Annotated in this window: 11 protein-coding genes; 6 read left to right on the plus strand and 5 right to left on the minus strand. The window is 64.6% G+C overall.

What is annotated here, in order from left to right:
* Positions 1–42 precede the first annotated feature (42 nt).
* Positions 43–1,845 (minus strand): heme-binding protein, encoded by a 1,803-nt coding sequence (locus NP_RS05580; RefSeq protein WP_011322849.1) that lies wholly within the window; start codon positions 1,843–1,845, stop codon positions 43–45.
* Positions 1,846–2,093: 248 nt separating this feature from the next.
* Here NP_RS05580 and NP_RS05585 point away from each other — a divergent pair, with 248 nt between their 5' ends.
* Together NP_RS05585 and NP_RS05590 are read left to right on the plus strand one after the other, a co-directional pair.
* Complete coding sequence (locus NP_RS05585; RefSeq protein WP_011322850.1) at positions 2,094–2,345, plus strand: hypothetical protein; 252 nt, start codon at positions 2,094–2,096, stop codon at positions 2,343–2,345.
* 19 nt (positions 2,346–2,364) lie between these two features.
* On the plus strand, positions 2,365–2,649 hold the full coding sequence (locus tag NP_RS05590) for a hypothetical protein (RefSeq protein ID WP_011322851.1): 285 nt from the start codon (positions 2,365–2,367) through the stop codon (positions 2,647–2,649).
* 41 nt (positions 2,650–2,690) lie between these two features.
* On the opposite strand, the gene NP_RS05595 is transcribed toward NP_RS05590, so the two are convergent.
* The 3 genes from NP_RS05595 to pyrH all read right to left on the minus strand — a co-directional run bounded on the left by NP_RS05595 (position 2,691) and on the right by pyrH (position 6,842).
* A complete protein-coding gene (locus tag NP_RS05595) occupies positions 2,691–4,466 on the minus strand; it encodes a site-2 protease family protein (RefSeq protein WP_011322852.1) in 1,776 nt (591 codons plus the stop codon).
* A 62-nt stretch (positions 4,467–4,528) separates the two neighbouring features.
* Positions 4,529–6,166 carry a lysine--tRNA ligase gene (gene lysS, locus NP_RS05600; protein ID WP_011322853.1) on the minus strand — a complete coding sequence of 546 codons (1,638 nt, stop codon included), beginning with the start codon at positions 6,164–6,166 and terminating at the stop codon, positions 4,529–4,531.
* The gene (gene pyrH, locus NP_RS05605; RefSeq protein ID WP_011322854.1) at positions 6,159–6,842 is read right to left on the minus strand and encodes a UMP kinase; all 684 of its coding nucleotides are present in this window, start codon (positions 6,840–6,842) and stop codon (positions 6,159–6,161) included. The genes lysS and pyrH overlap by 8 nt, the downstream gene beginning before the upstream one ends.
* Positions 6,843–6,925: 83 nt before the next feature.
* Between pyrH and NP_RS05610 the strand changes: the two genes are divergently transcribed.
* The 3 genes from NP_RS05610 to NP_RS05620 all read left to right on the plus strand — a co-directional run bounded on the left by NP_RS05610 (position 6,926) and on the right by NP_RS05620 (position 9,514).
* Positions 6,926–7,714: a molybdopterin synthase gene (locus tag NP_RS05610; RefSeq protein WP_011322855.1), complete on the plus strand. Its 789-nt coding sequence runs from the start codon at positions 6,926–6,928 to the stop codon at positions 7,712–7,714.
* Between the two features lie 260 nt (positions 7,715–7,974).
* The gene (locus NP_RS05615; RefSeq protein ID WP_011322856.1) at positions 7,975–8,214 is read left to right on the plus strand and encodes a DUF7123 family protein; all 240 of its coding nucleotides are present in this window, start codon (positions 7,975–7,977) and stop codon (positions 8,212–8,214) included.
* A 133-nt stretch (positions 8,215–8,347) separates the two neighbouring features.
* Positions 8,348–9,514 (plus strand): site-2 protease family protein, encoded by a 1,167-nt coding sequence (locus tag NP_RS05620; RefSeq protein WP_011322857.1) that lies wholly within the window; start codon positions 8,348–8,350, stop codon positions 9,512–9,514.
* Between the two features lie 30 nt (positions 9,515–9,544).
* Here NP_RS05620 and thiL read toward each other — a convergent pair whose 3' ends face one another.
* Positions 9,545–10,414, minus strand: coding sequence for a thiamine-phosphate kinase (gene thiL / locus NP_RS05625; RefSeq protein WP_011322858.1), 870 nt, complete (start codon positions 10,412–10,414; stop codon positions 9,545–9,547).
* Positions 10,415–10,548: 134 nt separating this feature from the next.
* Between thiL and NP_RS05630 the strand changes: the two genes are divergently transcribed.
* Positions 10,549–11,004: a 30S ribosomal protein S19e gene (locus NP_RS05630; RefSeq protein WP_011322859.1), complete on the plus strand. Its 456-nt coding sequence runs from the start codon at positions 10,549–10,551 to the stop codon at positions 11,002–11,004.
* The last annotated feature ends 38 nt before the right edge of the window (positions 11,005–11,042 follow it).

Consider the following 11,042-nt stretch of genomic DNA (forward strand, 5'->3'; position numbering starts at 1 on the left):
AGTGCCTACGTTCACAGAGGTGCGGCCGCTCTGCCCCCGCGCTCAGGCGAGGAAGACGTGGCGGGGTCGGTCGGCGAGGACCTCCCGGCCGTACTCGACGGTCTCCCGGAAGGCATCAGAGCGGAAAAAGGCCATCGCCGCCTCCTTGTCGCGCCATTGGCTGGCGATGAACATGTCGTTTTCGTCGTCCTCGTTGACCATAAGCTGGGTTTCGAGGTGTCCATCCATGTCGGCGAGCAGCCCGCCGACCTCATCGAAGGTCTCGACGAAGTCCTCGCGGTAGTCGGGCTTGACAGTGTAAAACATCCCCATCGTCCCGAAGCCGCTCTCCTCGTCCTCGCCGGCGCGGGCGACGATGTCGGGCAGGTCCGAGAGATGTTCGGCGGCTGTGTCGGCGGCGTCTTTCTCGTCCCACAGCGAGACGACCGCCGTCCGGTCGCCGCCGACCTCGGCGTCGTAGACAGCGGACTTGATGTGGGTATCGTAGCGCTCGAAGTGCTCCGCGAGAGCGCCAAGCTCGTCGCGTAGCTCGTCGGGGTCGGCCTCCGAGTACAGCACCAGTGCGTAGACATCCTCGCCGTGTGGTTGCCCGGCGTAGATGTCAGCGTCAGCCAGCTCGCCGCGAATCTCGTCGTCTTCGTCGGTGCCGTGGGTTGCGGCGTCGCCGCTCCCATCGAGTGGCGCGCCGACACCTTCGGCGGCCCCCGGCAGGTCGCCGAGGAAGCCCGACGCGGTGGTGGCCGCCCGCTCGTTTTTCCACAGCGAAATGGCGGCCGTTTCGCCGCCTTCGGCACGGACCGTCGTCATGACGTGGGTGTCGTAGTGGTCGAAGTTCTCTCGGAGCCCGTCGACCTCGTCGGATACGGCCTCGGCGTCGGCGCTGGATTCGAAACAGAGTGCGTAGCCGGCTGCCGGATACTCCTCGAGGTCAACGCCGAACCGACCCAAGCGGCTTTCGAGGTCCTCGGCGGCTATCTCGTCGTGGGACGGGTCGGTCGACGGGCGGCCACCGCTGCTTTCGGAGCTGGTCTGGCTGTCCGCGCCGCCGTGGCCAGTCTCGCTCGTCAGCGGCTCCGCTGCAAAGAGTGAGGACAGCTCCGACGGCTCGAACTGCTGGCCGATGTAGAAGGGGCCGAACTCCGCGAACTTCGAGGATGAGGGGTCAAACCGCATCTCATAGAGGAGGTCCTTGATATCCGTCGGGTCGTCCGCAAAGAGCGTGATACCCCACTCGTAGTCGTCGAAACCGATGCTGCCGGCGATTATCTGGGAGACCTTGTCGGCATACTGCCGGCCGACATCGCCGTGGTTCGACATATACTCCCGCCGCTCGTCGAAGGGCAGGTCATACCAGTTGTGGTCGGGACCGCGACGTTTGCTCATCGGGTAGAAGCAGACGTGGTCGGCGTCGGGCAGCTCCGGATAGATGCGCTGTTTCATGTAGTTGCGCATCCCCTCGTCTTCGAGGTCGTCGAGGCCGTCGGTCAGCTCCTCGTGCATGTAGCCGGAAACTTCCGTCACCGAGACGTACGAACTCGACTGCTCGGTGAACTCCGCCAACGCCGTCGACTCGAAGCGACGTTCCGCGTGGTCGAGGTGGTCGAGCGTCGGCCGCAGGTGCAGTACCATGAAATCGGCCTTATGGCCGAGAATCGAGAAGACCGCCGACGCGCCCTCCTCCGCGTCTTTGAGGTCGACGTGTGCCTGCAGATAGTCAGTACCGGTCTCAAGCGCGCGTTCGCGCTCTCGGTCGGGCGCATCGCGCCACGCGTCCCAGTCGATAGAGCGGAAGTCGTGGAGAATATACCAGCCTTCTTCGGTGCCCGGTGGTTGGCGTTGTGGCATAGCCACTCGTTGGGCCGCCCGAGTAATGGGGTTTTGTGTTTTCTCTCATCCAGCGGGATACAGCCGTCAAAACAAGAATATAGGATTAGAGGGCCGTATAAATTCTCTAAACGTCTCTGAAAACGTCATTAAACGTTGGCGGGATGCGCAAAATCCCGACCATCGGCGTAAACGGCGCTGAACTGGACCGAAGGCTCTGGCGTTTATATGGGGTTGGGGATCCGTAGTGGAACGTGAGGAGAGCATTCATGTCCAGCGCAACCCCGCCCCGCTCGACCGTCCATAGCCCTGAACTGCAGACAGCCCTCTCGGCACTCGGCCGACAGCTCGCCGCCGTCGTCCGGGCGGCCGCCTTCTGGCTTGCGGCGCTGCTGCCGCTTGCCGTCCTCGCGGCGCTCGTCGTCGGCTCGCTCACGCAGTCGCCGGCGCTGCTCGCCGGTGTGTTGACGCTCAACGTCGTCTGTGCGGTCGTCGGCCACGGCCACTCCCCCGAACAATGACTACGTCCCCGCTCCACCAATGAACACGCACGCTAAATCACCCTCCACGACGACCCCGAACCGGCCGTCCGAGTCGCCCTACCGCTCCCACGCGGCCAAGCGCCTCGCGCAATACCTCCGTACTGAACTCGAACGCGCCGACGAGGCGCTCTATGTCACCGGCGACCGTATCGCCGACGATGTCGGCCTCCCCCCGTTGGAGGTCGAGCGGCTCCTCAGACAGCTCTCCGACCGAGTTCCGGGATTGTCAATCCGGACCGACCCCAGCGGCTCGCGGACGGTCTGGCGCGTCAGCCGACCCTGAACTGGTTTCTGCGTGCTCTCCCGCGTTCTGTCGGCCGCCTATCAGCCGAGCAGCCACGGGATAAAGAGCAGCCCCAGCAGGCTCAGTATCATCACCAGACTGACCGCGGTTGTTACTGCGCCCGCGAGCGCGGGACTCGCCTCGCCGGGGAGTCGAGCCAACACCGCTTCGGTGCTGGACCGCAGTATGTGCCCGCCATCGAGCGGGTACGACGGGATGCAGTTGAAGATGCCGAGGTTGATGTTGACCCAGCCAGTCCAGAACAGCACGTTGACGAGCGCAAAGACGATGCCGGCTCCGAGTGGGCCGGAGACGTCGTAGAAGTTGGTAATTTCTCCGTTGAAGCCAGCGAAATTGTAGCCGACCGTCGGGTCGATGATGTTCATGAAGGGCAACACCAGCGCGCCGAACGTCTGCGAGACGAACGTCGCCACCGGATTCTCACCGAGACCGTCCCCGCCAAGCATCTCGTGGTACTGTTCTGCGGGGTAGGTGTCGATGCCGAAGTCGTCGAAGACGAAGCCGCTGATGCCGGCTTGGATGCCGCCGACGCCGAGGAATCCGTGGTCGCCGTCCGAATGGGCCGACAGCGTCACCTCGTAGGTATGCCGATCGCCGCTCCATGGGTCGCCGTCCTCGTCGTGGAAGGCGACGACTTCGACGGTTTCGCCCGGTTCCGTCTCGGCTAACACGTCCGACAGCGCCTCGTGGGTCGGGGTCTGCTCGCCGCCGATGCTGTGGATTACCATCGGCGTATCCGGTGCGCCGGCCGCACCGAGCGGCTCGTCGTCGGGGACCGTGCTGACGAAGGTACCGACCGGAATGTCGACAGGGTCGGACTCATCTTTGAGCCCGAGTTCGATTCTCTCGGTGCCCTCGATGGCTGTAGCGAGCGCTGACTCCGTGTAGACGGCGTCACCGTCGACGGTTGCTACGACCGCACCCTGTTCTATCGGTCCGTCCCTGACCGCGTGTGTGACGATGAGTTCGCGCTGGACATCGACCGGCGCGGCGTCTTTCCGCTCGACGGTCACTTCGCGGTCGGCGTCCGACAGTGCGGCGTCGAACTCGGAGACGTTCTCGACCCCCTGTCCGTTGACGGCGGTCAGCACGTCCCCACGGTCGAGGTCGGCGTCGTCCGCCGCCGAGCCGGGAAGCACGCCGCCGACGGCAACCCCCGGTGCGACGCTGATGAAACTGGCGACCATCCAGAACGCGAGGGCGAAACAGACCGCTGTCACGAGGAAGTTGTTCGTGACGCCGGCGGCGAACATCCGTGTCTTGCCGCCACGGTCGGCAGCGTCTTGGCTTTCCTCGTCAGGCTGGACGAACGCGCCGAGCGGGATAAACGCGAAAAGCGCCACGCCCATCGACTCGATGTCGATGTCTTCGACCCGACACAGCAAGCCGTGGCCCCCCTCGTGGACGACGAGGCCGACGAGCAGCCCGATGACAATATCGATAGCTGCCGCCCACGGAAGGAACTGGTTGACGCCGGGAATGACGAGAGCGTCCTGTGGGCGGACGAAGCCGGTCGCCTGTGGCTCGACCAGCGCGCCGATTGCGGAGGCCAGCACGGCGAGGAACGACCCGACCATGATGACAAGCGCAATGCCGACACCGAAGTTCCCCCACGCCCGCCAGAGCCGTTTCGGGGTGGCGAGCCAATCGAGGAAGGCCCTGCCACGTTTCGTGTGTACCGTCAACAGCGGCCCGGACACCGAGACCGCGTCAGGCAGCACGCCCCTCGATTTGAGGGCCATCGCCACGGATGTATAAAGTAGAATGCCGACAAGCACCCAAAGCAGCGTACTCATTGTCAGTTACACAGGGGTCGGTACTGAAAAGTCGTTCCGTCGGCGGTAGGTCGTTGCCGGTATTACCCCTCACGCCGCAGCCGCTCGACGACGAAGGTTTCGTCCATCGCCGAAAGCAGCGGCCCCAGTCGCGGCCCCTCCGATTCGTCGAGGAACAGCCGATATCCGGCCGAAAAGAGGTCCCCAACGTCAACGTCGTTGCGCTTTGCAGTCTCGTAAATCTCACCTTGGAGCGTTTCGTCGTCCGGTGACTCGGTCTCGACGAACGCCGCCAACTCGTCGAGTGCTGCCGCGGTCTCGGCATCGAAATCGACGGCTGGGAGCGTCTCCGCGAGCCGGTAGTTGAACTCGTTGTCGGTCCGGACCGCCCACGCGCGGGCCTTTTCAACCCGTTCGAGCGCCCGCTCGATCTGGTCGTCGGTCGCATCGTCGGGGATGTGGCCCGAGCGCTGTGCCATCTGGAGCCGAAGGTCGCGGTCGTCGGTCATCCCGAGCACCGCTGCGAACGTGTATGGAATCCGAACCGGCTGTCTCTCCGGGAGTTCATCGACAACCATCGGATACGCGCGGTCGGCACGGGCGCGCTCGTCGTCCTCGACCGACTCATCGCCGAAATACCCCGCCTCAAAGCGGTCGAACTCGTCGACGAAGCGGTCGAGGTTCGAGACATCGAAGTCGCGCTGCTTTTTCGGGTTCTTCGTGAAGAAATACCGGAGGACGGCCGGCTCGAGCAGCTCCAGTACCTCATCGACAGTGATGATGTTGCCGGCTGACGACGACAGCGCGTCGCCGTTGAGGGTAAACCACTCATAGACCATCGGCACCGGCGGTTCGGTATCGAAGACCTCCCGCGAGACCGCTTTTCCGGACGGCCACGACCCCTCGGCGTGGTCTTTGCCGAACGGTTCGAAATCGACGCCGAGAACACGCCACTGTGCAGGCCACTCGAAGCGCCACGGAAGCTTCCCCGCTCTGAATGTGGCCCGGCCTTCGTGGCCGCAGCCCTCGATGACATCGTCGCCGGCCTCGACATCCGAACAAACGTAGCCAACCGTCCCGTCATCGAGGTCGATGTCGGTGACTGTCTCGGTCAGGAGCCCACACTCGGCACACTGCGGGAAGAAGGGAACGTACTCGTCGTCGACCTTGTCTTGGAACTCACTGAGCACCTCACGTGCGGTGTCCCGGTTTGCGAGCGCGTCTTCGACGGCGGCATCGAAGTCGCCGCCGGCATAGAGTTCGGTGTTCGACACGAGGTCGATGGGAACACCGATTGCCTCCGCCGACCGGCGGAGCAGTTCGGTGAAGTGCGCCCCGTAGGAGTCACAGCAGCCGAAAGGGTCCGGGATGTCCGTGTAGGGACGGCCGAGGTTCCGGCCGAGCGCGCCGGCGTCGACCTCCCCGAGACCGACGACGTTCCAATCGAGGTCCGCGAGCTTCCGCGGCAGTTTCCGGAGGCGGTCCTTGTCGTCGGTCGTGAACACCTGTCGGACCTCGTAGCCGCGTTCCCGAAGCGCCTCCGCGACGAAGTAGCCGCGCATAATCTCGTTGAAGTGGCCGAGATGTGGTACGCCGGACGGCGAGACACCGCCCTTGATAGTCACCGGTTCGTCCGGGTCGCGGGCCTCGACTTCGTCAGCGGCAGCATCCGCCCAGAACGGCCGCTTTTCGCCGGTGCCGAGGTCATAGAGGTCACTCATTGGGAAGGACCTCCGTCCCGACGGGGTCGCCGTCGACGGCGTCAGCGATGCGCTCCGGCGCGGTGCCATCCAGGACGATGGCCCGAAGCCCGGAGCGTTCGATGACTTTGGCGGCCAGCAAATCAACCGGTGCGTTCGACCCGGCCGTCGTCTCGATAGAGGAGATGACATCGACGAGTTTGCTCGCCTCGAGGCGGTCGAACCGTTCTGCGGACGGGTCTTCGTTCGGGTCGGCGGAAAAGACGCCCGGGACGCTGGTGGCGTAAATCAGCAGGTCAGCTTCGACCATCTCGGCCAGCATTGCGGCGACGGCGTCGGTCGTGTGGCCTGGGACCGTCCCGCCCATTACTGCGACTTCGCCGCGCCGCATCGAAGCGCGGGCGTCCTCGTGGGACTCGGCCGGCTCCGGGATGGCGGAGCTGTTCAGTGCGGTAACAAGCAGCCGGGCGTTCAGCCGTGTCACGTCGATGCCGAGGGCATCAAGGTCGTACTCGGTGGCCCCGAGGTCGCGGGCGGAGTCGATGTACTGGCGGGCGACGTCGCCGCCCCCGACCACCGCCGCCACCTCGTGGCCGTCCGCGACAAGACTGTCGATAGCGTCGGCGTGAGCCTCGACCCGACCGGCTTCGAGGTCGGGTGCGAGGACGCTCCCGCCGATAGAAACGATAATCCTCATTACGTTCAGGTTGCCCTGTGCCGGTCTTAAGGATTGTCAAGCGCTCCGACACCTACAAGCGGCCGCGGACGAACTACACCGGTATGTACACGACCGTAGTTGTCGGCTCCGACGCCGATGCGGCGGCGGAGCGGCTCGTCTCGACACTCGATGGGCGGGTTGGCGTTGTCCGCGAGGCGGCCGACCCGGCCGACGGTAGCACGGCTGTCGGCGCGACGACCTACACGCTCGGTGACGGCTGGCGGGCCGACGGTGGCGACCTCTCCGTTGACGGGGCGCTGGACCGGCTTGCGCCCGACCACGATTACGCCCTCGTCGTCGGCGTCGACGGTGTCCGCGGGCCGACAGTCGTCGCTGGAGACTACGACGACGACCCGGAGAACCTGCTCGCAGCGGCCGAACGCGCCGCCGACCTCGATGCCGAACAGATACAGGATGGTCTCCAAGAGACCGAACCGTACGAGACGCTGGAGTCGCTCGTCGCAGCGGTCAAGCGCTCACCGGACGCCGACTACGCCGGCGCGATTGCGACGTTCACCGGCCGCGTCCGTGCCAAAGAGGACGCAGACGACGAGCGGACGCGGTTTCTGGAGTTCGAAAAGTACGACGCCGTCGCCGACGAGCGGATGGACACCATCGCTACCGAACTGGAACAGCGCGACGGCGTCTTCGAGGTTCTTCTCCACCACCGAACCGGCCGCGTCCCCGACGGCGAAGACATCGTCTTCGTCGTCGTCCTTGCCGGGCACCGGGACGAGGCCTTCCGGACAGTCGAGGATGGCATCAACCGGCTGAAAGACGAGGTGCCGCTGTTCAAAAAGGAGGTCACCGAAGCGGAGACATTCTGGGTCCACGAACGCGACGACCGGTAGCCCCAAGCAACCGAAACAGGGCAATTTTCTCCGTATCCCAGCTTTACTCCGCGAGAATTGAGAAGTATTATATGTTGTATGGTTCAAAGCATTTTTACAGAATAAAAGCTTCTCAGAGCTTTGTAAAATTTCTAAGAGTTCCTAAAAGAGTTCTAAAAAGCACTCAAAACCACTAGCTCACACGAATCGTTCCGAAGGCATCCGAAGCTTCCTTCCTTTATATACTCTCTCGGGGGGAAGGGGGTAGTGAGGTGTCAGATATGAGCGCAACAACGGAACCCTCCGCCGACAGCAAGGAAACGCGCCTTCGCCGCTACCTCCGCAACCGCGCCGAAGAAGGGGAGGTCTACATCAAAAGCAAGTTCATTGCGGACGATGTCGACCTCTCGCCGAAGGAAATCGGTGCGCTGATGGTGAAACTGCGGGATTCAGCGGCCGACATCGAAATCGAAAAGTGGTCGTACACCTCCGCGACCACGTGGCGCGTGTCCCGGCCGTAGACTGACACCGACTCGCCGCCCTGTCGAGTTCGGTTTCTGTTCGTCCCCCGGTCAAGCGGCCGAACCGCTGCCGGAGCAATAGACCGTACCGCTGTCAAGAGATTTATTTCCGTCAGACACTACCGGACTAGCGATGGATACCGACCAGTCGGTAGCGGGCGACGGACCGTCGCCGGAATCGCTGCTGCCGGCGTTCCGGACGACCGACGTCGAGCGTCGCGACGACGGGTCAATAGTCTACTACGGCCGTCCGCAGATGGATTCGGACAGCCTCGAACGGCACGTCTGGCCACAGTTCCGCGACCACGGCTACGAGGTCCGGTTCGATGTCGTCGTCGACAGCACGCCGGACCCGATAACCGGCGTCGAGGTCGGCCAGCGTCGACAGGCGCTTGTCGCCGAGCCACGGCGTGTCGGCGTCGACGGGGTCCCGTGGACGAACGTCGTAATGTTCGTCGCGACGGTGCTGACGACGCTATACGCCGGCACCATCTGGTATTACCAGCCCGTCGGCGGACCGCTTGACCTCCTTGCTGGCTGGCCTTTCGCGGCTGCCGTCCTCGGGGTGCTTGCGGTCCACGAACTGGGCCATTATGCGCTTTCTCGCTACCACGACGTACAGGCGAGCCTCCCGTATTTCATCCCTGTACCGACGTTTATCGGGACGTTCGGAGCCGTCATCAGCATGAAGGGTCGTATCCCCGACCGGGAGGCGCTGTTCGACATCGGCGTCTCCGGTCCTCTCGCTGGCCTCGTCGCTGCCGTCGCAGTCGCCGTCGTCGGGTTGCATCTCGACCCCGTCGAGGTTCCACAGCGGGTGCTCGAGGCCGAGGAAGCCGTCGAAATCGAGCTTGGCTATCCGCCACTACTTGAGTTTCTCGCGTGGGCGACCGGCCAGCAACTCACCTACGAAGACCCGACTGTCGTCGCCAACCCGGTCATTTTCGGCGCGTGGGTCGGCCTCTTTGTCACGTTCCTCAACCTCATCCCCGTCGGCCAGCTCGATGGCGGCCACGTCGTCCGCTCGATGTTCGGCGAGCGGGCCGAATCAGTCGCCGCTGTCGTCCCGGTCGGTCTCTTCGGGCTCGCCGCCTATCTGTTCATCAGCGGCACGAGTTCTAATGCGTCGGTCCTCTGGGCGTTCTGGGGGCTTATCGCGCTCGTGCTGTCGTATGTCGGCCACGCCGAGCCGGTCTTCGACGAACCGCTCGGGACGCCCCGGATGGCCGTCGGCGCGATTACGTTCGTCCTCGGCGTGCTCTGTTTTACCCCCGTCCCGATAGAGCTGGTCGGGGCGTAGGGACCCACGCTCTTGTCCGCAGTGGTCTCCTCAGTGCGTGTATCCCCTGTCCGGAAGCGCTTCGCCGTCCATCGTAACCCCGGATTCGGTGACGGTGCCGACCCGCGTCAGTGCAACCGGTGATGCCTCAGCCGCGGCGTCGACCGCTGTCTCCGGCATCGTCGCGACGAGTTCGAAGTCCTCGCCGAAGTGGACAGCGAGTTCGCGTCTGTCGCTCGGACCATCAGCCACCTCCTCGACGGCCGGCGCAACCGGTATCGCGTCCGCCTCGATGGCGAACCCACAGCCGCTTGCTGCCGCGAGCTGGTGAAGCGACCGGGCGAGGCCGTCGCTGGAGTCCATCATCGCCGTCGCGTGGGGAGCTACCCCCCGCCCGGCTGCGACACGCGGCTCGAATCGGAACAGCTCGTTTCCGCGCTCAGTGTCGCCGGCTTCGAACCGTCGGAGGGCCGCAGCACTCCGGCCGAGCGTTCCGGTTACACAGACGGCATCTCCGGGGGACGCTCCCGACCGATAGACAGGCGCGTCCGTTTGCCCGAACGCCGTCGTCGCGACAGTGAACTCCTCGTGGCCGTCGAGGTCGCCGCCGACGTACTCGGCGTCGACCGCCTCGCAGACATCGAGACAGCCCTCGATGAACGCCGCTATTTCGTCCGCATCGAACTGGGGAGCACCGTAGACGGCAACCGCCGCCGTCGCTTCGGCTCCCATCGCTGCAACGTCCGAGAGTGACGCACCGACGCTCCGCCAGCCGGCCGTATACCGGCTCGTGCCGTCGGGAAAGTCGGTCGTCTCGTGGAGCATGTCGGTCGTCACAACGAGGTCGTCGACGACCGCACAGTCGTCGCCCGCCGCAGCAACGCGGTCGCCGACAAGCGAGAGTGCCGCCCGTTCATCCATATCGGCCGGTCGCCCCGAGTGTCAATAGGCCCATCGGTGCCGCTGTCTCCCACGGCAGTGTCCGACGCAGATGGCGGTCCAGCGGCCGGGGAAGACCAACAGCGTTAAACACGGCCGACGGGAACCGGGACGTAATGACGACACTCTACGACGTACCCGCTGAAGACCTCATCGAGGCGGTCGCCGACGAGCTCGAAGACGAACTCGAAGCCCCCGAGTGGCTCGCCTACTCGAAGACCGGCACCGGCCGCGAACTCCCGCCCGAACAGGACGACTTCTGGAGCCGCCGTGCCGCCAGCCTTCTCCGCAAGGTCGCCGTCGACGGCCCCGTCGGCGTCGAGCGACTCCGAACGGCCTACGGCAACTCCGAAAACGGTTCGACGCGCTACCGCGTCCGACCCAAGCACAAGCAGGACGGCTCCGGTAACGTCATCCGGACCGCCCTCCAGCAGCTCGAAGACGCCGGCTACATCGAAACCGCCGAGGGTCGCGGCCGGACCATCACCGGTGACGGGCGTGCGCTCCTCGACGAGACCGCGGAAGACGTTCTCGAATCGCTCGACCGCCCCGAACTCGAACGCTACGCCTGAAGTTTCGGTCTGAACGCTTCTCTGTTGCTGCGACACTA

Origin of the sequence: Natronomonas pharaonis DSM 2160 (genome assembly GCF_000026045.1) — an archaeon.
GTDB lineage: Archaea > Halobacteriota > Halobacteria > Halobacteriales > Haloarculaceae > Natronomonas > Natronomonas pharaonis.

Excerpts from the sequence above, each read along its gene's own strand:
- pyrH (WP_011322854.1), bottom strand. The coding sequence starts at position 6,842 with ATGAGGATTATCGTTTCTATCGGCGGGAGCGTCCTCGCACCCGACCTC.
- NP_RS05580 (WP_011322849.1), bottom strand. The coding sequence starts at position 1,845 with ATGCCACAACGCCAACCACCGGGCACCGAAGAAGGCTGGTATATTCTC.
- thiL (WP_011322858.1), bottom strand. The coding sequence starts at position 10,414 with ATGGATGAACGGGCGGCACTCTCGCTTGTCGGCGACCGCGTTGCTGCG.
- NP_RS05620 (WP_011322857.1), top strand. The coding sequence starts at position 8,348 with ATGGATACCGACCAGTCGGTAGCGGGCGACGGACCGTCGCCGGAATCG.
- lysS (WP_011322853.1), bottom strand. The coding sequence starts at position 6,166 with ATGAGTGACCTCTATGACCTCGGCACCGGCGAAAAGCGGCCGTTCTGG.
- NP_RS05610 (WP_011322855.1), top strand. The coding sequence starts at position 6,926 with ATGTACACGACCGTAGTTGTCGGCTCCGACGCCGATGCGGCGGCGGAG.
- NP_RS05585 (WP_011322850.1), top strand. The coding sequence starts at position 2,094 with ATGTCCAGCGCAACCCCGCCCCGCTCGACCGTCCATAGCCCTGAACTG.
- NP_RS05615 (WP_011322856.1), top strand. The coding sequence starts at position 7,975 with ATGAGCGCAACAACGGAACCCTCCGCCGACAGCAAGGAAACGCGCCTT.
- NP_RS05595 (WP_011322852.1), bottom strand. The coding sequence starts at position 4,466 with ATGAGTACGCTGCTTTGGGTGCTTGTCGGCATTCTACTTTATACATCC.
- NP_RS05590 (WP_011322851.1), top strand. The coding sequence starts at position 2,365 with ATGAACACGCACGCTAAATCACCCTCCACGACGACCCCGAACCGGCCG.
- NP_RS05630 (WP_011322859.1), top strand. The coding sequence starts at position 10,549 with ATGACGACACTCTACGACGTACCCGCTGAAGACCTCATCGAGGCGGTC.